At 77.3% G+C, this 22,060-nt stretch carries 16 protein-coding genes and 1 pseudogene; 5 read left to right on the top strand and 12 right to left on the bottom strand.

What is annotated here, in order from left to right:
• Nucleotides 1-29: 29 nt before the first annotated feature.
• Entirely contained in the window at nt 30-326 is a 297-nt protein-coding gene (locus GC089_RS15780) for an MTH1187 family thiamine-binding protein (protein ID WP_136518424.1), read from the bottom strand.
• Between the two features lie 165 nt (nt 327-491).
• Nucleotides 492-2,048: an MFS transporter gene (locus GC089_RS15785; protein WP_155378434.1), complete on the bottom strand. Its 1,557-nt coding sequence runs from the start codon at nt 2,046-2,048 to the stop codon at nt 492-494.
• Between the two features lie 187 nt (nt 2,049-2,235).
• Here GC089_RS15785 and GC089_RS15790 point away from each other — a divergent pair, with 187 nt between their 5' ends.
• Together GC089_RS15790 and GC089_RS15795 are read left to right on the top strand one after the other, a co-directional pair.
• Nucleotides 2,236-2,799 (top strand): TetR/AcrR family transcriptional regulator, encoded by a 564-nt coding sequence (locus GC089_RS15790; RefSeq protein WP_155378435.1) that lies wholly within the window; start codon nt 2,236-2,238, stop codon nt 2,797-2,799.
• Between the two features lie 82 nt (nt 2,800-2,881).
• Nucleotides 2,882-3,295, top strand: coding sequence for a VOC family protein (locus GC089_RS15795; RefSeq protein WP_155378436.1), 414 nt, complete (start codon nt 2,882-2,884; stop codon nt 3,293-3,295).
• A 10-nt stretch (nt 3,296-3,305) separates the two neighbouring features.
• Here GC089_RS15795 and GC089_RS15800 read toward each other — a convergent pair whose 3' ends face one another.
• The 5 genes and pseudogenes from GC089_RS15800 to GC089_RS15815 form a co-directional block, all read right to left on the bottom strand.
• Complete coding sequence (locus GC089_RS15800; protein ID WP_155378437.1) at nt 3,306-6,257, bottom strand: FAD-binding and (Fe-S)-binding domain-containing protein; 2,952 nt, start codon at nt 6,255-6,257, stop codon at nt 3,306-3,308.
• Between the two features lie 76 nt (nt 6,258-6,333).
• Complete coding sequence (locus GC089_RS15805) at nt 6,334-6,774, bottom strand: OsmC family protein (RefSeq protein WP_155378438.1); 441 nt, start codon at nt 6,772-6,774, stop codon at nt 6,334-6,336.
• A gap of 116 nt (nt 6,775-6,890) precedes the next feature.
• A complete protein-coding gene (locus GC089_RS19380) occupies nt 6,891-7,295 on the bottom strand; it encodes a hypothetical protein (protein WP_230684880.1) in 405 nt (134 codons plus the stop codon).
• A 305-nt stretch (nt 7,296-7,600) separates the two neighbouring features.
• Nucleotides 7,601-8,062: pseudogene (locus GC089_RS19385) on the bottom strand (ATP-binding protein); the annotation flags it as partial.
• A 39-nt stretch (nt 8,063-8,101) separates the two neighbouring features.
• Complete coding sequence (locus GC089_RS15815; protein WP_155378439.1) at nt 8,102-9,229, bottom strand: D-alanyl-D-alanine carboxypeptidase family protein; 1,128 nt, start codon at nt 9,227-9,229, stop codon at nt 8,102-8,104.
• Nucleotides 9,230-10,199: 970 nt separating this feature from the next.
• Here GC089_RS15815 and GC089_RS15820 point away from each other — a divergent pair.
• The 3 genes from GC089_RS15820 (at nt 10,200) to GC089_RS15830 (ending at nt 16,158) form a co-directional block, all read left to right on the top strand.
• A complete protein-coding gene (locus GC089_RS15820; protein ID WP_155378440.1) occupies nt 10,200-10,850 on the top strand; it encodes a protein-L-isoaspartate O-methyltransferase in 651 nt (216 codons plus the stop codon).
• Between the two features lie 213 nt (nt 10,851-11,063).
• The gene (locus GC089_RS19770; protein ID WP_155378441.1) at nt 11,064-15,206 is read left to right on the top strand and encodes a S8 family serine peptidase; all 4,143 of its coding nucleotides are present in this window, start codon (nt 11,064-11,066) and stop codon (nt 15,204-15,206) included.
• 106 nt (nt 15,207-15,312) lie between these two features.
• Nucleotides 15,313-16,158 carry a DUF3806 domain-containing protein gene (locus GC089_RS15830; RefSeq protein WP_155378442.1) on the top strand — a complete coding sequence of 282 codons (846 nt, stop codon included), beginning with the start codon at nt 15,313-15,315 and terminating at the stop codon, nt 16,156-16,158.
• Between the two features lie 76 nt (nt 16,159-16,234).
• Here the strand turns inward: GC089_RS15830 and GC089_RS15835 are convergent, their stop codons facing one another.
• The 5 genes from GC089_RS15835 to GC089_RS15855 form a co-directional block, all read right to left on the bottom strand.
• Nucleotides 16,235-17,188, bottom strand: coding sequence for a 5'-3' exonuclease (locus GC089_RS15835; protein WP_155378443.1), 954 nt, complete (start codon nt 17,186-17,188; stop codon nt 16,235-16,237).
• 162 nt (nt 17,189-17,350) lie between these two features.
• Nucleotides 17,351-18,553, bottom strand: a complete 1,203-nt coding sequence (locus GC089_RS15840) for a hypothetical protein (protein ID WP_155378444.1) — start codon at nt 18,551-18,553, stop codon at nt 17,351-17,353.
• Nucleotides 18,554-19,060: 507 nt separating this feature from the next.
• On the bottom strand, nt 19,061-19,648 hold the full coding sequence (locus tag GC089_RS15845) for an RNA polymerase sigma factor (RefSeq protein ID WP_155378445.1): 588 nt from the start codon (nt 19,646-19,648) through the stop codon (nt 19,061-19,063).
• Between the two features lie 129 nt (nt 19,649-19,777).
• Nucleotides 19,778-21,328, bottom strand: coding sequence for a chromosome partitioning protein (locus tag GC089_RS15850; RefSeq protein WP_155378446.1), 1,551 nt, complete (start codon nt 21,326-21,328; stop codon nt 19,778-19,780).
• Nucleotides 21,329-21,577: 249 nt separating this feature from the next.
• On the bottom strand, nt 21,578-22,018 hold the full coding sequence (locus GC089_RS15855; protein ID WP_230684881.1) for an ATP-binding protein: 441 nt from the start codon (nt 22,016-22,018) through the stop codon (nt 21,578-21,580).
• Nucleotides 22,019-22,060: the final 42 nt, after the last annotated feature.

The raw sequence follows: 22,060 nt of genomic DNA on the forward strand, positions 1-22,060 counted from the left end.
GTGACGTCCGTCGCCTGCGCACGGGTCCGTCAGTCGTCCGCGAGCAGGGCCTCGACGCGGTCCACCTTGGCCTGCAGCTCGCCGGTGCGACCGGGTCGGATGTCGGCCTTGAGCACGAGGCTCACCCGGTCGCCGTGCCGCCCGACCGCCTCGGTGGCGCGCTTGACGACGTCCATCACCTCGTCCCACTCCCCCTCGAGCGTGGTGAACATGGCGTCGGTGCGGTGCGGCAGCCCGGACGCGCGCACGACGCGCAACGCGTCGGCGACGGCCTCGGACACGGACTCGCCCGCACCGAGCGGGGCGACGGAGAACGCGACGAGCATGCCCCCACCCTGACGCGCCCCACGGGCCGACGTCCACCCGCCCGGCCGCCCCGTCCCCGGCCCCTCCGCCGAGCGCGGTAGGTGCGCGACGAGCGCGGTAGTCGTATCACCCGCGCTCGCGCCGTAGGTACCGCGCTCGACGGACGGGGGCGGCGGGGGGTGGGGTCAGGCGTCGACGGCGCGGCCCAGGCCCGCGCGGCGCAGGACGACGCCGACGAGCAGGCCGACGAGCGCGAGCGCGGCCGCCGCGACCGCGGACGTCACCGCGACGCCGTGCGTGAACGCCGCCTCGGCGACCGCGCGCACCTGCGCACCGACCGGGCCGGGCAGCCCGTCGGCCACCGCCACGGCGCCGCCCAGGGTCTGGCGGGCGGCGTCGACGTCGGGCCCGTCGACGGCCGCGGGCAGGACGAGGTCGGCGCGGTAGACGGCGTTGAGGACGGACCCGAGCACCGCGACGCCGAGGGACGCGCCCAGCTCGTACGACGTCTCGGAGATGCCGGACGCCGCACCGGCACGCTCGGGTGGCACGGAGGCGAGGATCGCGTCGTTGGTCAGCGTCTCGGCGAGGCCGACGCCCGCGCCGACCAGGCAGAAGACCGCGACGATGCCGCCCGTGCCGACGTCCTGCGCGACGACGGCCCCCAGCGCGTACCCGGCGACGGCGAGCAGCATGCCCGCGGGCACCAGCGCCCACCGCGGGGCGACCCGTGCGAGGCGCACGGCGACGAGCCCCGACACGATCGACGCGACCGCGCCCGGCAGCAGCGCCGTCCCGGCCTCGCGCGGCGACAGCCCGACGACGAGCTGCAGCACCTGCGAGACGACGAGCACGAGCCCGGCGAGCGCGAACGACGCCGTGAAGTTGGCGCCGACCGACGCGGCGAACACCGGCCGCCGGAACAGCGCGACGTCGAGCAGCGGGTCGGCCAGGCGCACCTGCCGGCGCACGAACACGGCGACGAGCGCGGCACCGACCGCCAGCGCGCCCAGTCCGAGTGCGCCGACGCCGTGCCCGGCGGTCGTCTTGATGCCGTACACCAGCGGCAGCATGCCGACGGTCGCGAGCACGACGCTCGGCACGTCGAGGCGCGCGGCCGAGGGGTTGCGCGACTCGGGCAGGACGAACGGCGCGACGACGAGCAGCACGAGCAGCACCGGCACGTTCAGCAGGAAGATCGAGCCCCACCAGAAGTGCTCCAGCAGCCAGCCGCCGACCACCGGCCCCAGCACGGAGCCGCCCGCGAACCCGGACGCCCAGATCGCGATGGCGAGGCGCCGCTGGGCGTCGTCGAGGAAGACGTTGCGCAGCAGCGACAGCGTCGAGGGCATGAGGGTGGCGCCGAAGACGCCGAGCAGCGCACGGGCGGCGACGAGGTGGGACGCGTCGGACGACCACGCGGCCAGCAGGCTGACGAGCCCGAACCCGGCGGAGCCGATCAGCAGCAGGCGGCGGCGCCCGACGCGGTCGCCGAGCGTGCCCATGGTGACGAGCAGGCCGGCGAGCATGAGCGGGTAGACGTCGACGATCCACAGCAGCTGGTCGGCGGACGGGGTGAGCGCGAGCGAGATCTGCGGCAGCGCGAAGGAGAGCACCGTCGTGTCGATGCTCACCAGCAGCACGGGGAGCATGAGGACGGCGAGGGCGAGCCACTCGCGGGCCCCCGCGCGGGGCGTCGTCGCGGTGGCCGGGGGCGTGGGTGCGGTCGTGTGCGTGGACACGGTGGTTCCTGTCGTGGTCTCCCGCGTGACCGGGCGGGGCCCCGGGGGACGGGCGCACGGTGCGGGTCCCTGCCCCGCACCGGACGCGGCAGCGTCGAGCGCGCCGCGTGGCTATACCGTCCAGCCGGTACAGTAGCACCGCACCGTCCGGCCGGTCCACGGTGACGGTCCCCACTACGCTCGCCGCATGGCCTCGACGCGCGACCGCATCCTCGACGCGCTCCAGGACGTGCTGCTCGAGGGCGGCCCGGCGGGCGCGACGCTCGACGTCGTGGCCCAGCGCGCGGGCGTCTCCAAGGGCGGCCTGCTCTACCACTTCCGCTCCAAGGACGACCTGTTCGCGGGCCTGCTCGACCGCCTCGCCGCGGAGGCCGCCGCCGCCGACGCCGCCACCCCGACGGACCCCGTCCGCGCCGCGCGCTGGTTCCTCGACGGCTCGCAGACGGCCGAGGGACCCGAGGAGCGCACGATGCTCGCGGCGCTGCGACTGCTCGGCACGTACGCGCCCGCGCAGGAGCGCATGGCGGCCTACCTCGACGGCTGGGCCGCGGGCCTGCGCCGGACGATCGACGACCCGGTCCTCTCCCGGCTCGTGCAGCTCGTCGGCGACGGGCTGTTCCTGCACGCGCTGCTCGGGTCCGGCGACGCCGACCTCGACGGCCGCGTCGTCGCCCAGGTGCTCGACCGCGTCGCCGGCGGCGACCGACCCGGCACAGCCCGACCCGGCAGCGACCGACCCGGCAGCGACTGACCGGCAGCCCCCGTTCGTCGCCCCGCGCGGCCCGGCTGCGGCAGACTCGCCCCCGCCCGCAGCCCCGGACCCAGGAGGACACGTGCACGTGCAGCAGATCGGCGTCGCCTACGCCGCCACGGACCCGACCGCCGCCGGCGCGTGGCTGGCGGAGCACCTCGGCTTCCGCACGCTGGTCGACCTCGGCTGGTACGTCAGCACACAGCACCCGGACCGCGAGGACGTCCGCGTCGACTTCGTCCGCGGCGACCACGCGACGTGGCCGGCACCGGCGGCCGGCGTCGGCGGGGCCATGCTCGCGCTGGTCGTGCCCGACGTCGACGGGCAGCACGCGCGCATGACCGCCGCCGGCGTCACCGTGCTCAAGGACCTCGTCACCGAGCCCTGGGGGCAGCGCCGGTTCCAGGCCGCCGGCCCCGACGGGCTGGTGGTCGAGCTCGTCCAGCCCGTCGAGCCGGACCCCGCGTGGATGGCGGCGCAGGGCCTCGGCGGCTGAGCCGCACCGGTCAGGCCGTCGCCGACCGCTCCGGCAGGTGCGCCGCCAGCAGCTCGGCGAGGTGCACGCCCTGCACGCCCGCGAGGTGGTCGGCCTGCGTCCGGCACGAGTAGCCGTCGGCGAGGAACACGTCGCCCGGCTGCGCGTCCCGCAGCGCCGGCAGCAGCGACGCCTCCGCGACCGCGACCGACACGTCGTAGTGCCCCTTCTCCATGCCGAAGTTGCCCGCGAGCCCGCAGCACCCGGCCAGCGCGGAGAACTGCGCGCCCGCCTGCGTGAGCAGGCGGCGGTCCGCGGTGTACGTCATGACGGAGTGGTGGTGGCAGTGCGGCTGGACGACGGCCGTGACGTCGGACAGGTCCGGCAGCGACCAGCGGTCCCCCGGGCCGACGGGCGCGGGCGCCATGAGCAGCTCGGCGAGCGTGCGCGTCTCGCGGGCGACGGCCTTCGCGCGTGGGTCGTCGGGGAGCAGGTCGAGCAGGTCGCTGCGCAGCACCGCGGTGCAGGACGGCTCCAGGCCGACGATCGGCACGCCGTTGACCGCGAACGGGCCGAGCACCTCGAGCAGGTGCGAGAGCCGCCTGCGCGCGCCGTCGAGCTGCCCGGTGCTGATCCACGTGAGGCCGCAGCACGCGTCGTGGTCCGGGACCAGCACCTCGTAGCCGGCGTCCCGCAGGACGCGCACGGCCGCGTGCGGCACGGACGGCGACAGCGTGTCGCTGAACGAGTCGGTCCACAGCACGACGGGCGGACGCCGGCCGCCGGCCGACGCACCCTCGGGCGCCGTCGGCAGACCGTCGGCCGCCGCCGACCCCACCACCCGCACGTCGCCGGACCGGGCACCCGCCGTCCGCGACCACGCGCGGAACGGCACGGACGCGAACGAGACCATCGTGCGGCGCGTGTCCATGCCGCCCGCCGCGAGCACCGCCTTCGCGAGCGGCCGCACGCGCAGCACGGCGTTCGCGAGCGACGCGAGCCCCGGCAGCCCGGTGACCAGCCGCGTCCAGCGCGGCAACCACCCCAGCGCGTAGTGGTTCACCGGCCGCAGCCGGCCGCGGTACGTGCGGTGCAGGACCTCGGACTTGTACTGCGCCATGTCGACGCCCGCGGGGCAGTCGGACGAGCACGCCTTGCAGGACAGGCACAGGTCGAGCACGTCGTGCACCTCGGGGGACGACCAGCCCTTCGTCACCAGCGTGCCGTTCGCCATCTCCTGCAGCACGCGCGCCCGGCCGCGGGTGGAGTCCCGCTCGTCCTTGGTGGCCAGGTACGACGGGCACATGAACCCGCCGGCCGCGCGGTTGTCGGCGCGGCACTTGCCGACGCCGACGCAGCGGTGCACGGCCGTCGTCATGTCGCCGCCGTCGTGCGCGAAGGCGAACCCGCCGGAGCCCGCGAGCAGCGGGCGGGCGGCCGGGCGGCGCAGGTCGGCGTCGAGCGGGTTCGGCCGCACGAGGACGCCGGGGTTGAGCAGGTCGCGCGGGTCGAACAGGTCCTTGACCGCCCCGAACAGGTTGATCGCGCGCTCGGAGTACATGACCGGCAGCAGCTCCGAGCGGGCCCGCCCGTCGCCGTGCTCCCCCGACAGCGAGCCGCCGTGCGCGGCGACCAGCGCCGCCGCGTCCTCCATGAACGCGCGCAGCGGCTGCCCGGACTCCACCAGGGGCATGTCGATGCGCAGGTGCACGCACCCGTCGCCGAAGTGCCCGTACGCGAGCCCGTCCACCCGGTGGGAGGCCATGAGGGCCTCGAGCTCGCGCAGGTACGCCCCGAGCCGCTCCGGCGGCACCGCCGAGTCCTCGAAGCCCGGCCAGGCCTGCTCCCCCGCCGGCGTGCGCCCGCCGAGGCCCGCACCGTCCTCGCGGATCCGCCACATCGCCGCGGCCTGCGGCCCGGGCGGGAAGATGCCGACCGCGTCGGTGCCCGCGTCGGCCGCGAGCGCGCGGGCGCTCGCCATCGCCTCGTCGAGCGTCTCGCCGCCGACCTCGACCATCATCCAGCCCGCACCCGGCGGCAGGTCGGGCACGGCCGACGCGCCCCGGACCCGCCGCACGACGTCGACGAGCCGGGCGTCCATGCCCTCCACGGCGAGCGGCCGGTGGGCGAGCAGCGCGGGGACCGCGTCGGCGGCCGACGGCATGTCCGGGTAGCCGAGCACGACGAGCACCGGCGCGGACGGCACCGGCACGAGCCGCACGGTCGCGCCGAGCAGCGTGACGAGCGTGCCCTCGGTGCCGACCAGGGCCTTCGCCAGGTCGGTGCCGTTCTCGGGCAGCAGGTGCTCGAGCGAGTACCCCGACACCTGCCGCGTGAACCGGCCGAGCTCGGTGCGGATCACCTCCAGGCCGCCGCGCACGAGGCCGTCCAGTCCCGGCACGACGTCCAGGGCGCCGGCGCCGGAGCGCGCGGTGAAGCGCCGGCCCGTGCCGTCGACGACGTCGAGGTCCACCACGTTGTCCGCGGTGCGCCCGAACGCCACCGCGCGCGGGCCGCACGCGTTGTTGCCGATCATCCCGCCGAGCGTCGCGCGCGCCTGCGTCGACGGGTCGGGCCCGAAGCGCAGGCCGTGCGGCGCGGCCGCGCGCTGCAGCGCGGACATGACGACACCCGGCTCGACCCGCGCGGTCCGCGCCTCGGGGTCGATCTCGAGCACGCGGTTCACGTGGCGGGAGAAGTCCAGGACGATCCCGGTACCGACGGCGTTGCCGGCCACGGACGTGCCGCCACCGCGCGAGGTGACCGGCGTCCCCGTCTCCCGCGCGACGTGCAGGGTCGCGAGCACGTCGTCGGTGTCCCGGGGGAACACCACGACCCGCGGGACGACGCGGTAGTTCGACGCGTCGGTGGAGTACTCGGCGCGCCGGCGCGTCGAGTCGTCCACCACGCCGCGGACGACACCCGTCAGCGCCTGCACCACGTCCCGGACGTCCGCACCGGGCCTCTCGGTCGTCACAGCCACGGGCGGCAGTCTCCCACCCCGCGCCCGGGGCCTGCGCCGGGCGTCCGGCGCGGCCCCGGGCGCGGGGGCGGGGCGGTCAGGACTCGAGCTGCGCGTCGAGCGTGATCGTCGTGCCGGTGAGCGCCTTGCTCACCGGGCAGCCGACCTTGGCGCCCTCGGCGGCCTCGCGGAAGCCGGCCTCGTCGATGCCGGGGACCTCGCCACGGACCTTCAGCGCGATGCCCGAGATGTGGAAGCCGCCGGCCGGGTCCGGCTCGAGCGTGACGTCGGCCGTCACCTCGAGCGACTCGGGCGCGTGGCCCTTCTCGCCGAGCAGCGCGGAGAGCTGCATCGCGAAGCAGGACGAGTGCGCGGCGGCGATGAGCTCCTCGGGGCTCGTCGTGCCGCCGGCCTCGTCCGCGGCCCGCTTCGGGAACGACACGTCGTACGTGCCGACGCGGGAGCTGGAGAGCTCGACCTGGCCGCTGCCCTCCTGCAGGGAACCGTTCCAGGCGGTGCGTGCGGTGCGCGTGGGCATGGGACTCCTCGGTGTGCCGGGGTGAGGCGAGGGCGCCGCCCGGCGGCCCGCGCCGCGGGACGCGCGGCGCGCGCCCCGGACCCAACCTAGGAGCCGACCGCGGCGCGCGCGAGGGGTCAGCGCGCGCGCTCGAGGTGGGCGGAGACGACGTGCGTCGGCGCGCCCGCCTCCCGCAGCGCCCACGCGGCGCGTGCGTGCAGGGCGCGCCGCTCCTCCGGCTCCAGCCCCGCGTAGAGGCCCGCGCGCACGAGGTCGTGGCGGAAGACCAGCCGGTCGCCGCGCGCGTGCACGACCCCGGCGGCGAGCCCGTGCCGCAGCGTCCGCCAGCACTCGGTGACGGGCTCCCCCGCGAGCGCGGCCAGGTCCCCCACGACGAAGGACGAGCCCAGCACCGACGCGCGCCCGAGCAGGGCGAGCACGCTCGGCCCCAGGTGCTCGACGTGCGCCCGGCCCACGCGGTCCAGGTCCTCGAGCCACCCGGTGCCGACCGCCTCGACGACACCGTCGCGCTGCTCGAGCACGCCGCAGGCCTGCGCGGTGCGGACCACCTCGACGACGAGCCGCGGGTTGCCCCCGTCGTCGCGAGGACGCCGCGCAGCCGCGGGCCGACCTTGGCGCCGAGCAGCGTCTGCGCCAGCTCGACGGTCGCGGCCGCGCCGAGCGGCCGCAGCTCGAGGTAGCGGGCGCCCGCACGCGTCCACGCGGCGACGAGCGAGGCGAGCTCGTCGCGGTGCGGGACGGCCCTGGTCGTCATGACGGTGAGCGCGTGCGGCAGCGTGCCCTCGCCCGCGAGGGCGGCGAGCAGGCGCAGGGAGCACGCGTCGGCCAGGTGCAGGTCCTCGAGCACGAGGACCCAGGGACCGTGCTCGCCGTTGCGCCGCACGAGGGCCGCGAACAGCTCGTCGGCGCGGGCGTAGCGGGCGGGTGCGTCGGTGCGCTCGCGCGGGAGCACCTCGAGCAGGTCCGCGAGCTCGGCGACCACGGGGCCGTGCGCCTCACCGCCCGTGCCGCGACCGTGGGCGGGGCCGAGCAGCGCGTCGCCGAGCAGCGCGTACGGCCCGGCGGACGGACCGACCGCGCGCCCGGTGCGCACCTCGAGCCCGAGGAGGTCCGCCGTGCGCTGCAGCGCCTCGACGAGGCGGGTGCGCCCGACGCCCGGCTCGCCCTCCAGCAGCACGGTGACGCCCGCCCCGCTCGTCGCCCCGGCCAGCAGGGCGTCGAGGTCGTCGAGCTCGCCCGCCCGTCCGACCAGCGGCTCGTCCCGGTCGGACGGGGGCGTCGCGGTCATACGGCCGATCGTAGGACCGGCACGTCACGACCTCCCTGCTCAGCCCACGTACTCCCAGTGCCAGGGCTCGGGCTTGCTGCCGCCGGCGCGCGCCCACTCGGGCAGCGTCCAGTCGTACGCCGGGGCGTTCTCACGCAGCCACTGGTGCTCGGCGGTGCCGAACGACTGCACGTCGCCGGCGATGTCGACCGCCACGCCCATGCCGTGGTTCGACGTGCCCGGGCGCGCGCACAGCGAGCCCTTGTTGGCGCGGCACGCCACCTGGGCGGAGTAGGAGCGGTAGGAGTCGGTGACGTCGAGGTGGTGGCCGAAGTGCGCGGCGAACGCGGCGTCGAGGGCCTCGAGGGCCTGGGCCGCGTCGCAGCGCAGGCGCACGGACGCGTCGAAGGCGACGCCGCACAGCGCGGAGTCCGGCACACGCCCGTTCGCGAAGCCCTGCAGCGAGGCCTTCCACGCGGCGCGCTGGGCCGCCTGCTCGGCGGCGACGCGGGCGGCCTCGTCGGCGGCGGCCTGCGCGGCGGCGGCCTCCGCGCGCTTCTGCTCGGCGGAGGCACGGGCGGCGTCCGCGGCGCGGGTGACGCGGTCGAGCGCCTCGCGCAGCGGCTCGGTGGCCGGGTCGCCGGTGTCGGGGACGGTGGAGGCCTGCTGCGGTGCGTCGCCCTCGGGGAGGAGGGTCGCGTCCTCGGCGGCGGGGTCGGCGGGCACGGCGGCCGGGTCCGCCGTCGGCCCCTGCGAGGCCTCCGGCGCCGGGGTGGCCGCGCTCCCGCTGTCCGTGCCGGCCGTGGGCTCGGCGGTGGTCGCGGGGGCCTCACGGTCGACGGACGAGCGCGAGGCCGCCTGCCCGCGGTCCGGGATGGCGTCGGTCGGGGTCAGCGGCGCGACGTCGACCTGGGCGATGGCGGCCTGCAGCTCCGCGGTCGCGGCGTCGAGCTCCGCGAGGACCTCGGGGGCGACGGCCACCTGCTCGGCGTCGGCGCGCACCACGGAGGCCTGCTCGATGACGTCGGACGCCACCTCGACGGCCTCGGACCGCAGCTGCTCGGTGCGCTCGAGCGCCGCGCGGTCGACGGCGGGCGCGCTGCGGGTCTCGTCGCCCTGCCGGTCGGCGAGGGTCGCGGTCGGCTCCTCGGCGGTCGCGGTCACGACGACGGCACCCGTGCTCAGCACGAGGCCCACGGCGACGGCGCCCTGCGCGAGGCGCGCGGGCAGGGGCGTGCTCCACCGGGCGGTCTGGCGGAGGGGGGTCGGCTGACGGCGCGGAGCGACATGCCTGCCGCCCGACCGACGCCGACGGCTCGGCAATCTGTCACTCACGCGCAACACGTTAGGTGAGTCGGACGATCGACCTGTGCACTTGAGCCCGGACGGGTGCGAAGATCGTGTGCACATCCTGTTACGCGACCGTCACACGGCACGGCGTCGCCGGGCACTAGGCTTCCCCCGTGCCCGACCTGGACGCGCCGTCGACTCCCTCCGTCGCCCCCACCTCGGAGGGGACGCCGCCGACCCCGCACGGCGACGCCGGCGGGCTCGACGACCTCTACGACATCGCCCGGCTCGCGCGGCGGCTCGACGTCGAGCACGCCACGATCCGGGTCTGGCTCTCCCGCAAGGTGCCGTGGCTGCCGCCGCCCGACGGCCGGCTCAACGGCGGCGCGGTGTGGCGCGCCACGACGCTCGAGGGCGTCGAGGAGCGGCGCTTCCGCCGCCGCCCCGGCCGCAAGCCCCGGTTCACCGCGGCACCGGCCGCGGCCGACGTCCCGCGCACGGGCCCGATGACGGGGCAGATCCCGGTCGTCGACCCCGCCGCGCGTCCGGCGGCCGTCGCCGCGGTCACCGGGCAGGTCCCCGTCGTCGCCCCCGTCGCCGCGGTCACGGGGCAGATCCCCGTCGTCGCGCCCGTCGCCGCGGTCACCGGGCAGATCCCCGTCGTGCCGGTCGCCACGGGGCAGGTGCCCGTCGTGAAGACCGGACGCCACGTCGCGGGCACGCCGGCACCCACGGGCCAGGTCCCCGTGGTCGCGCCCCACGCGGCCACCGTCCGCTCCGCCGGGAACCCGCCCACCCCTGACCGGGCGCCGGCCCGCCCACCCCCTGACCGGGCGCCGACCCGCCCGGGCGGTCGTACGCTGCCGTCATGGCGCACCGGACGCCGCGCGGCGTCGACGGGCCGGGTGACGACGGCCCCGGACCGCCGCACGGCCCGCCCCCCGATCTGCGCGAGCGCGCGGCGGACGTCGCCGCCGCGATGCGCGCGCTCGACCGCGCCGCCTTCCTGCCCGCCGCGCAGCGCCGGCACGCGCACGAGGACCGCGCACTCCCCCTCGGGCACGGGTCCACCGGCTCCCAGCCGAGCACCGTCGCCGCGATGCTGCGGCTGCTCGCGGTGCCCGTGGGCGCCCGCGTGCTGGACGTCGGCGCCGGCTCCGGGTGGACGACGGCCCTCCTCGCCCACCTCGTGGGACCCACCGGCGAGGTGCTCGGGCTCGAGCTGGAGCCGGCGGTCGCGGCGTGGGGCGCGGGCAACCTCGCTGCGGCCGGCACGCCGTGGGCCCGCCTCGAACCCGCGGACCCCGACGTGCTCGGCCGGCCGCGACCGGGCGGGTGGGACCGGGTGCTCGTCTCGGCGGCAGCCCCGCGGCTGCCCGTCGCCCTGGTCGACCAGCTCGCACCGGGCGGCGTGCTCGTCGTCCCCGTGGTCCGGACGATGCACCGCGTCGTGCGGCACCCCGACGGGTCGGTCGAGGTCACGACGCACGGTTCGTACGTGTTCGTCCCGTTGCGCTGAACCGTCCGGCGCACGCGCACGGGACGGTCGGGCGAACCCGGCGCACCGGGACGGTCCGCGGAATCCGGCAGAGGGGTGACGAAACGCCTACCGGTGAGTAGCGTGCACCTGCCCGGGGGAACTGTGACAGGGGCCATACCGGGTATGACGCCGTGGCCGTGAGTCCACGGCGCCGGTCGTGCCCAGCATCCATCCGACACCCGGGATGAGCCCATGCCACGTCGTGCACTCGCCGGCATCGCCGCCGCGTCCGTCGCCCTCACCACCGCGCTGCTCGCGCCACCCGCGAGCGCCGCCCCACCACCGGACGAGCTGTCCGGCCTGCTCGTCAGCGACCCCGCCGTCGCGGTCCCGGCCTCCGGCTCCGACACCGAGGACGGCGTCGGCTCCGCCCTCGCCCAGGCGGAGGGCACCGTGACCGCCTTCGTCGAGCTCGACACGCCCGCGGGCGTCGAGGTCGCCGAGGAGGGCGGCGCCCCCGCTGACGTCGTCGCCGCCGCCGAGGTCACCGAGGCGAAGGCCGCCGAGGTCGTCCCCGCCGACGCCGCCGACGGGGCGCGCACGCTCGCCGCCGAGCCGACGCGCATCGCGACCCTCACCAACCTGGTCTCCGGCGCGCTCGTCGTCGGCGACGCGGCGCAGCTGCGCACGCTGGCCGACCGCGACGACGTCGTCTCGGTCCGCCTCGTCGCGGAGCGCCGGCTCGACAACGCCGCGCAGGTCGAGTTCACCCGCGCCCTCGCGACGTGGCAGGACACGGGCGTGCTCGGCACCGACGTGACCGTCGGCATCGTCGACACCGGCATCGACTACACGCACGCCGACTTCGGCGGTCCCGGCACCGTCGAGGCCTACGAGGCCGCGTACGGGGAGAACGGCACCGGGCCGATCCCCGAGGGCTCGTACGACCCCGAGAAGTTCCTCGGCGGGATCGACTTCGCCGGCGAGATCTACGACGCGGACGGCACCGGGCCGCAGCTCGTGCCCGTCCCGGACGAGAACCCGATCGACGTGCACGGGCACGGCACGCACGTCGCCGGCACGGCCGCCGGCTACGGCATCACGCCGGACGGGACGACGTTCCGCGGCGACTACTCGGCGCTCGAGTCGGTCATCGACTGGCCCGTCGGCCCGGGCACCGCACCGGCCGCGAAGCTCTACGCGCTGAAGGTGTTCGGCGACGTCGCGGGGTCCACCAACCTCACGCCGCTCGCGTTCGACCACGCGGCCGACCCGAACGGGGACGGCGACTTCTCCGACCGCCTCGACGTCCTCAACCTCTCGCTCGGCGCCGCCGGCGCCCCCGCGGACGACCCGGAGAGCCTGCAGGTCGCCGAGCTCACCGCGCTCGGCACGGTCGTGGTGCTGTCCGCCGGGAACGAGGGCGACGTCGAGGACATCGGCGGCTCCCCGGGCAACGGCCCGGCGGGGCTCACCGTCGCCTGGTCCGTCGGCAAGGACCTCGCGTTCGACGCCATGGAGGTCACCGAGGCGTCCGACCCGGCGCTCGTCGGCCGCCACGCGGGCCAGAACTCCGTGAGCTACACCGGGGAGGACGTCACGGCTCCCGTCGTCCACCTCGGCGACAGGTTCGAGGGCTGCACGGCGTTCACGCCCGAGCAGGCGGCCGCGGTCGCCGGCAAGATCGCCTACCTCTGGTGGAACGACGACGACGCGACCCGCGGCTGCGGCTCCGGCGCGCGGTTCAACAACGCGGCGGCCGCCGGCGCGGTCGGCGTGCTGCTGCCCACCGAGGAGCGCATCTTCCCCGCCGGCATCGCCGGCAACACCGCCATCCCGGGCTTCCAGATGACGGCGGCGACGACCGACGCGCTGCTGCCCGAGATCGAGGCGGGCACGCTGGTCGCGCACATCGGGCCGTCGCTCGCCCTGTCCACGCGGCAGGACGTCGGCGCCGACACGCTCAGCGAGTCCTCGTCCCGCGGTGCGCACGGCTCGCTCGGCTGGGCCAAGCCGGACGTCGCGGCACCCGGCCAGCAGATCGTGTCCGCCGGGGTCGGCTCCGGCAACGCGGGCGCCACGAGCAACGGCACCTCGATGGCCGCGCCGCACGTCGCGGGCATCGCCGCGCTCGTCAAGGAGGCGCGTCCGGGCTGGTCCTCCGCGCAGGTCAAGGCGGGGATCATGAACACCGCGACCCACGACGTCACGGTCGAGCCCGGCGGTGACCTGGCCTACGGCCCCGCGCGCGTCGGCTCCGGCCGCGTGGACGCCCTCGCGGCCGTCACGAACGACACGCTCCTGTACAACGCGGAGCGGCCGCAGCAGACGTCGGTCGCGTTCGGCGTGGTGCAGGTCGGGGCCGAGCCCGTGACGATCCGCAAGGCCGTCACGGTGCAGAACCTCGGCAGCACCGCCCGCACCTACACGACGGCGGTGACGGAGAGCACCACGTCCGGCGAGGCCTCGATCACCGCGAGCCCCGCGTCCCTGCGCGTGCCCGCGGGCGGCACGGGGATCGTCACGCTGACGTTCACCGCCGACCCCGCGACGCTCGCCCGCCAGATCGACCCGACGCAGGAGGTCGAGCAGGTCGAGGGCCTCGCGCGCGAGTTCGTCTCGCAGGTGTCCGGCCGTCTCGTGCTCAGCTCGGGCGACCGGGAGTGGCGCCTGCCCGTGCAGGCGGCACCCCGCCCCACGACCGACCTCGAGGCCGCGCCGGTGGAGTTCGCCGACGCCGGCGCCGAGACGGCCGAGCTCGCGATCAGCGGCCGCGACGTCGTGGCCGAGGGCTGGTACGGACTCGTCACCCCGCTGGTGCACGCGGCCGACAGCCCGCGCCTGGAGGCGCTCCCGGCGGAGGCCGAGACGTCGGCGTCCACGGTGGCGGCCGGTGACATCCGGCACGTCGGCTGGGCGTCCACGGCGCCCGCGGTCGCGGCCGCCGGTGGCGACCCGACCGCCGACGGCTACCTCGGGGTGGGCATCGCGACCGACGCCGACTGGGCGGTGATCGGCCACAGCCTGCGGCCGCGCGTCCTCGTCGACACCGACGGCGACGGCGAGCCCGACGTCGTGAGCATCGTCGCCAAGATCGCCGACGCGGACTACACGGTGGTCGAGACGTACGACCTCGAGACCGAGGAGCTGCTCGCCGGTCCGGAGCTGGTCTTCCCGTTCGCGGGCGAGGTCGAGGCCGGGGCGTTCGACAACAACGTCATCACCGTCCCGGTGCCGCTCGCGGCGCTGGGCGTCGAGCCGGGCACCCAGCTCGGCGTCTGGGTCCGGACGTACAGCCAGTACGCGTACCCGGCCGACGGGGTGATCGACGAGGTCGGGCCGTTCACGGTCGACCCGTACGACCCGCCGCTGTGGTTCGAGTCGAACATCGGCGCGGAGTTCGTCTCGGCGTCCTTCGACGGGGCGACGGTCGACGTGCACCGGGGCCCGGGCGCGGACGACGCGCGGATCCTGGCGCTGCACCACCTCAACGCGCCGGGCGACCGCGCGCAGCTGGTCGACGTGATGGTGCCCGCACCGATCCCGACGACCACGACGCTCGAGGTCGAGTCCGCGTGGACGGCCGGCGAGGGCACGCTCTTCGAGATGGAGGTCGACCCGGCCGAGGCCACGGGCACGTTCCGGGTCTACGACGGCGAGACGCTGCTCGGCGAGACGCAGGTCGTCGAGGGCAGCGGCGTCTGGGGCACCGAGTCGCTCGGCGCCGGGCCGCACCGGTTCCGCGCCGAGTACGTGCCGGACACCCCGCGCTACGCCGGGTCCACCTCGGAGGTCGTCGAGCGGGAGTTCGCCCCGTCGGCGTCCCGCACGACGCTCGCGCTGTCCGACACGTCGGTCCGCTACGGCTCCCCCGTCACCGCGACCGTCACGGTGACCGGTCAGAGCTGGGCCCCCGCGGGCACGGTCGAGATCCGCGAGGGCGACGACGTCGTCGCGAGCGGTGAGCTCGTCGTCGAGGGCCTCGTCGGCACCGCGACCGTCGAGCTGCCGCGCGACCTCGCGGCGGGCCGGCACCGGCTCGTCGCCGTCTTCACGGGGACCGCGGACGTCGCGGCGTCCGAGGGGCGCGCCGAGCTCAAGGTCACGCGGGCCGCGCCGCGCGTGACCCTCTCGGCCGACACCTGGACGGTGCCGCGGGGCAGCACCCCGACGGTGACCGTCACGGTCGGCGGCAGCCAGGAGGGTGCGCCGGCCGGTACCGGGGCGGTGCGCGTCCTGCTCGGCCTGCGTCCGCTGGACGTCGTGCCGCTCACCGACGGCACGGCGCAGGTGACGCTGCCCGCGCTGCGGCACACCAACGTCGTCACCGTGCTGTACGGCGGCGACGAGGGCTACCTGCCGGGTGCCGCCGCGAAGGTGATCCGCGTCGGCTGAGCCGTCACCGCACCCACCGGGGGCCGGTGCCGCCACGGACGTCCGTCCGGGCGACACCGGCCCCCGGTGCGTCAAGAGACCTGGTGAGCGGGCCGATGCACCTCCCATGGGCCTCTTCGACCGACGGACGCCGCCGCAGGGATCCGTGCTGCCGACGCCGCACGCGCCGGCCGACGCACCCCTTCCCGTCGAGGAGCCCGGACCGGACGGCGCGGCGGCGACCGCGGACGCGCCCGGGGCGGACGCCGACGCCCCCGCTCTCGACGCCCCCGCTCCCGACGTCCCGGCCGACGTCCCCGCGACCGACGAGGACCAGGACGACGAGGACGAGGACGAGCTCGTCCTGACGCCGGTGTGGCCCGCACGTCCCGGCGGTCCGCACGACCCGGCCACACGGGCGGCGCAGGACGACCTCACCCCGCTCGTGCCGCCGGTGCCCGCGGCGCTCGCCCGGGACGAGCCCGACCACGGCGCCGGGGCGCCGTCCGCCGACGACCCGGCGCACGGTGACGACGAGCCGCCCGCGACGGACCTCGGGCACACCGTCGACGAGCTCAACCCCGCGGAGCGGATCTGGCTCGCCCAGCAGCGCACCCTCGTGGCCGACCTGTGCGACGACCCCGCCGACCCCGCGGCGGTGGCCGCGCTGTTCGACCGGGTGCGGACGCAGTGGGCGCAGGCCGAGGAGCGTCCGGACCACCGGCCCCTCGCGGACGCGTTCGGCGTCGCGCTCGGCGACCTCGTCGTCGCCCGCGCCCCGGCGCTGCGCTGGGCCGCCGTCAGCGACCGGTTCGGCACCGAGATCGTGCTCGCGCACGACGAGCCCGAGGTCCTCGTCTACCCGCTCGCGTCGGTCGCCCAGTACTGGGAGGACGCCCGCCCCGGCTGGTTCACCGACCAGGTGGAGCGGCTCGTGCAGACCGTCCGGACCGCGCTGCCGGCCACGGGCTGACCTCGCCCCCGCGGACGCACGCTCGGCGCCGCCCCGCGCGTCCGGGGGCCGTCCGTACCCGCGTCGCTGCAGGCCGTCAGCGCGCCGCCGCGAGCGCGTCCACGACGCGCCGCACGCTCGACGCCAGGCCCCACCGCTGCGCGAGCTCCACGAGCCGGTCCGGGTCGGCCGGCGTCGCCGGCAGGCGGTCGTCGACGTCGGCGACCGGGGCGTCGGCGGCGACGCGCACGACCCGCGGCGCGGCCGCCAGGTAGTCCGCCGCCTCGGTGAGGCGGCGCCGCTGCGCGGCCGTGAGCCCGGGGTCACCGGCGTCGCGGGCCGCGAGGACGGCCTCGAGCGTGCCGTAGCGGTGCAGGAGTGCGGCCGCCGTCTTCTCCCCGATGCCCGCGACGCCCGGCAGGCCGTCGCTGGCGTCGCCGCGCAGGGTCGCCATGTCGGCGTACGCACGGCCCGTCGCCACGCCGTACCGGTCGTGCAGCTGCGCCTGGTCGACGACGAGCAGGTCCTTGATGCCCTTCACGGTGTACAGCACGCGGACGGGCACCTCGTCGTCGACGAGCTGGAACAGGTCGCGGTCACCCGTGACCACGTCGACGGCGTCGCGCGAGCCCGACGGCCGGGCCGTCTCGCGCGCCACCAGGGTGCCGATGACGTCGTCCGCCTCGAAGCCGGGCGCGCCGAGCCGGGGGACGCCGAGCGCCGCGAGCACGTCGACGATCACCGGCACCTGCGGCGACAGCGTGTCGGGCACCTCCTCGACACCCGTCGTGCCCGGCACGTCCTGCGCGACCCGGTGCGCCTTGTACGACGGGATGGCCTCGACGCGGAACGCGGGACGCCAGTCGTCGTCCCAGCACGCGACGAGCCGGGTCGGACGCCGGTCCGTGACCAGGCGCGCGACCATGTCGAGCAGCCCGCGCACCGCGTTGACCGGCGTGCCGTCGGGCGCCTTCACCGAGTCGGGCACGCCGAAGTACGCACGGAAGTACAGCGACGCGGTGTCGAGGAGCAGCAGTCGTCCGGCGGGCATGGGGCGAACGCTACCCATGCCCACCGACGGCGGCGGCCGCACGCCGGCGGGCGCGCGAGCGGGCCGGCCGGCGCCCCTCCGACGCCGACCGGCCCGGGCCGGACGCGGGCCCTCCCCCGCGCCCGGCGGCCGCCGCGGCTCACGGCGGCGGGTCGTACCCGGTCAGCCGACCGGGCTCAGGTCCAGCTGCTCCTCGGTGACGGCGACGACGCTCCACGTCTGGTCGTCGGCGTCCCTGAGCTCCCAGGCCGGGACGAGCACCGTCGCGCCGTCGGGCGCCGTCAGGAGGGTGACGCCGAGGCGGGCGTCGACGAGCGTGACGCGCTGCACCGGCCAGGCGATGGGCGAGCCCGGGGCCGGGACCGGCGGCACCGTCGGCTCGGTGCGGTCGGGCTCGACGGGCATGATGCCGACGGCGCTCTCGGCGGCGAGGTCCTCGGCGGCGTCGGCCGCGCGCGCGAGGGGCATCACGCCGCCGAAGGAGGCACCGAAGCGCGGGTCGTTGAGCCGGTCCACCGCCTGCGCGGCGCTGATGACGTCGTACGTGCCGAGCTCGACGAGCGCCGCGAGCGGGCCCGACGCCGACTGCACGCCGTCGCCGACCAGGCCCACGGACCAGGCGACGCCGCTCTGCGTGCCGTCGACGACCTGCGCGGCCTGCACCTGCACGAGGCCGGGCAGCCCGGAGTCGTCCAGGACCGAGAACTCGTACCCGGAGGCGTCCACGCCGAGCCGCTCGACGAGGTCCCGCGCGGCGGCGACGGCCGCGTCACCCGTCGGCGTCGACCCGGCGTCGCACACGCTGGGGTCCGCCGGCTCCGGTGCCGCTGGTGCGGGCACCGACGGGGCGAAGCCGGGGTCGACGGCGGCGGGCTCGGGCACGGCCTGGCTCCCGGCGCCGTCCGACCGGCCGCCGTCCGACGTCGCACCGTCCGGGAACGTGCCGCACGCCGACGGGTCCCGCGTCGGGTCGTGGAACCAGACGTTGCCCAGGCCGTCCCCGGACAGCGTCACGGTCGGCCCCGTGCCGTCGTTCGGCCCGACGACCCACTGCCCCCACTCCGCGCGCGGCTCACCCGTCACGCCCAGCGCCTCCGCGACGCGGCGCGCCGCGTCGGCGGTCGCCACGGACGTCGCGTCGAACGCCCACGCCCGCGCCTCGCCCGCCTCGGTCGGCAGCCCCTCGCCCGTGAACGTGGTCCGCATGCCGAACCCGGGCGCGATCATGCTGCGCGCGTCCGCCGCGGCCGTCGCGGCGGCCGCCCCCTCCGCGAGCCGCTCCGCCTGCTGCTGCACCGCGATCGGCGGCGCCGCCGGGTCGCCCGCGGCCGTCGCACCCGCCGCGTAGCCCCCACCCGCGAGCACCAGCGCGCCGGCGCCGACCGCGGCGACCTGCAGCCAGCGGGCGGGGCGGCGCCGGGCGCGTGCCGCCGCGAGCTCGTCCGGGACGGCGACGTCCCCGCCCGTGTGCGCGGCGAGCGGGACGCCCGTCGCGTCCGCCAGGCGCGCCGTCAGCCGCGGCAGGTCCGGCGTCGCGTCCGCCGCGGGGTCGGCGGCGCGGACCCGCGCGACCGCGGCGTCCTCGGCCGCGGGGTCGAGGACGTCGACGTCCGCGCCCGCGGGGCGGACGGGTCGGCCGCACCGGTCGGCGCGCCGCGCCGCGGCTCGTCGGCGCGCGGCTCGTGGGGGCGCGGCTCGTCGGGGTGCGGCTCGTGGGGCTCGCGGGGCTCGTCCATGGTGTCCTCCTCGGGACGCTGCGGCGTCACGGCCGACCGGCCGGCGGTGCGCCCTCCTGACCCTTCTGTGTCGTCGCCGGCGCCCGTCTTGCAGCCGGTGCCGGCGCACGGCGTCCCGCCCGGGGGCGGCGGCCCGTCAGGCGTCGACCGCGGCGAACGCGGCGCGCAGCCGCGAGCGGGCGCGTGACAGGGCGGCGTCGGCGCCGCCCCGGCCGGTGCCGAGCACCGTCGCGAGCGCCTCGCCCGTCAGGCCCTCCCAGGCGTGCAGGAGCAGGACCTCCCGGTCCCGCGCCGACAGTCCCGCGAGCACGGTGCGCACGGTGTCGTCCCGGACCGCGAGCAGGGCCGGGTCGTCCCCGTCGGGGGTGTCGGGGACCTCCGCGACCGGTACGGGGCGACCCTTGCGCCGGTGGTTCGCCACGACGAACGCGGCCGTCCGGTACAGCCACGGCAGCTCGGCGCCGTCCGGCACGTCGTCCCGCCGGCGCCACGCGACCGTCAGGACGTCCGCGGTCAGGTCCTCCGCCTCGCCGGCGCCGGCACGCCGCGCGACGTACCGGTGGACGGCCGTCGCGTGCTCGCGGACGAGCGCGTCGTACCAGGCCGCGTCGTGCGCCGGAGCGGGGACTCCGGCGGTGGGCCCGGTGCCGGGGGCGGCGTCGGGGCCGGCGTCCGGGCCCGGCCCGTCGGCGACGACGTCGAGGTGCGGAGGGTGCGACGGCACTGCGGCTCCCGGCGGGTGTGGTCGGCACGGACGGCGGGCGGCACGCGTGCGCGCGACGCCCTCACCCCCTGGTGTCGCACGGCCCGTCGATCTTGCACGGTCCCGGCGACGTCCCGCCGACCGGGTGCGTCAGAGCCCGTCGGCCACCACGGCGGTCGCCCGGAGCCAGGCGTCGCGCGTCGAGGGACGCAGGGCGGCGTGCCGGATCGGGCCGCCCGCCACCAGCGCGCGGTCGTGCGGCACCTCGACGACGGCACGCGTGAGCGCACCGAAGTGCGACCTCAGGCGCTGGCGCAGGTCCTTGTCGACCTTCGGCTCGGGGAAGGACAGGATCGTCACGGCCTGCCGCACGAGCTCCTCGTGGCCGGTCGCGCGCAGGGCGTCGAGCGCCCACGCGGCGGACTGCGCCGTGTCCTCGCGCAGCGTCGACACGACGACGAGCTGGTCCGCGGTGTCGACGGCCGCCCGCCAGTTCGAGGCGCGCATGTTGTTGCCGGTGTCGACGACGAGCACCCGGTAGAACTGCGCGAGCACCGAGTGCAGCGACCGGAACGACTGCGCGTCCACGCTCGACACCGAGGCGGCGTTCTCGTCCGACGCCAGGACGTCGAACTGCTCGTCCTGCTGCGTGCGCACGTAGGAGTCCAGGTCGCCGATGCGCAGCGTGCCGCGGCCCGTCAGGTCCGGCAGCGCGTGCAGCAGGTCGACGGCGGTGCGCGTGTGGTCGGCGTGCGAGGACCGCCAGCCGAGCGTCCCGCGCGTCTCGTTGTTGTCCCACGCCAGCGTGTACCCGCCGCGGTGCAGGCCGAACGTGGCGGCGAGCAGCATCGTCGCGGTCGTCTTGTGCGCCCCGCCCTTGGGGTTGACGACGACCACGGTGCGCGGGCCGTCGAACGTGCGTCGCACCGCCTCCACCTGGGAGCGGCGCAGGCGCTCGGCGCGTCCCGGAGCGGGGTGCACGGCGCCGAACGTGAGGCGGCGCACCGTGGCCTGCCACCCCTGCTCGGCGGGGCCGCTGTGCGCGGGGTGCCGCGCGGCGAGCAGGTCGTCGAGGGTCGGCAGCGACGCACCGCCCACGGCCGGCGTCGCACCGGTCGCGGGACCGCCGCGCCGCGTGCCGACCGCGGCGGTGGCGCCGGTCGCCGGGCCGCCGCGGCGGGTGGCCGGCGGCTCGACCGCGGGGGTCGCGCCGGTGCCGGCGACCGGCACGGGACCGCTCCCGAGAGCCGCGTCGGTCGTGCCGGTCGCCGGCACGGGGCCTGGCACGGGGCCCGGTGCGGCGACGGGCGTCGCGGGGACCGGGGCGGGCGCCGCCGAGACGGTCGCGCCCGTCGCGGGCACGGCAGCCGTCCCGGGCACGGCAGCCGTGAGCGGCGCGGCCTCGTCGGCGTCGTCCGGGGCCTCGTCCACCCGGCCGTCCGGGTGGATGAGCAGCGCCCACAGCCCGTCGGGGTCGCGCACCTCGACGGGCAGCGCACGCCCGGCCTCCTGCGCGAGGGACGCGATGCGCGCCGTCATCTGCGCCCCTGCCTCCGCGAGGTCGGCCGCCGCGATGCGCTCGAGCACGCCGTCGACCGAGATCTCCCCCGTGCCGTCCTCGCGCACCTCGGCGACGATGTGGGGCAGCGCCCCGGTCGTCGTGGGCTCGCGCGTGGCCACGTCGCCGCCGCTGTCCGTCATCGTCCCCTCCGTCCTGCCCGCCCGCGACGCCCCGCAGGTGGCGCGCCGGGGCCCGTCCCGCCCTGAAATCCTGGACGAACGTATCCCTCCTGCCCGATGTGCGCACAACGGGCAGCGTCGGGAGGGCGGACGGCGGGGCGGTGACGGCCCGTGGCGCGGGTGCCCGGGCGCGCCGAGGACGTGGCGGGGACGTGGCCGGGACGCGGCAGGGACGTGGCAGGGACGTGGCGCAGAGTGCCCGGGCGGCGCTCAGAGGTCGGTGTCGACCTCGAACCAGACGGTCGTGCCGCCGTCGGGCTGCCGGGCCGAGCCCCAGGAGGTCGACAGCGCCTCGACGAGCGCCATGCCGCGCCCGTTCGGGGCGGTCGGCTCGGGGTGCCGCACGCGGGGCGTGCCGCCGCCGCGGTCGGTCACCGCGACGCGCACGAGCGCCCCGTCGACGCGCACCGCCACCCGTACCGGCTCGCCCGCGGGGCCGTGCACCACGGCGTTCGAGACCAGCTCGCCGGCGAGCAGCTCGATGACCTGGTTCGCCGCGCCGCCGACGCCCACGGCGGCCACCGAGCGCATGACCCAGTGCCGCGCCTGACGGGACGCGCTGCGCTCGGCGGTCACGACCAGCTCGTCGTCGAGGAGGGGCGGCGGCGCACCACGTCGCCGTCCGCTGCGGAGGTCCCGGACGTCACCCACGCCCCCCAGGGTGCCCGACGGACGCCCGTCGCGCCGGTCGGC

Source organism: Cellulomonas sp. JZ18, assembly GCF_009720485.1.
Taxonomy (GTDB): domain Bacteria; phylum Actinomycetota; class Actinomycetes; order Actinomycetales; family Cellulomonadaceae; genus Cellulomonas.

Bases quoted from the DNA above. Each gene is read 5' to 3' on its own strand.
- GC089_RS15830 (WP_155378442.1), top strand. From the start codon at position 15,313: ATGGGCCTCTTCGACCGACGGACGCCGCCGCAGGGATCCGTGCTGCCG.
- GC089_RS15835 (WP_155378443.1), bottom strand. From the start codon at position 17,188: ATGCCCGCCGGACGACTGCTGCTCCTCGACACCGCGTCGCTGTACTTC.
- GC089_RS15850 (WP_155378446.1), bottom strand. From the start codon at position 21,328: ATGACGGACAGCGGCGGCGACGTGGCCACGCGCGAGCCCACGACGACC.
- GC089_RS19770 (WP_155378441.1), top strand. From the start codon at position 11,064: ATGCCACGTCGTGCACTCGCCGGCATCGCCGCCGCGTCCGTCGCCCTC.
- GC089_RS15780 (WP_136518424.1), bottom strand. From the start codon at position 326: ATGCTCGTCGCGTTCTCCGTCGCCCCGCTCGGTGCGGGCGAGTCCGTG.
- GC089_RS15820 (WP_155378440.1), top strand. From the start codon at position 10,200: ATGGCGCACCGGACGCCGCGCGGCGTCGACGGGCCGGGTGACGACGGC.
- GC089_RS15790 (WP_155378435.1), top strand. From the start codon at position 2,236: ATGGCCTCGACGCGCGACCGCATCCTCGACGCGCTCCAGGACGTGCTG.
- GC089_RS15805 (WP_155378438.1), bottom strand. From the start codon at position 6,774: ATGCCCACGCGCACCGCACGCACCGCCTGGAACGGTTCCCTGCAGGAG.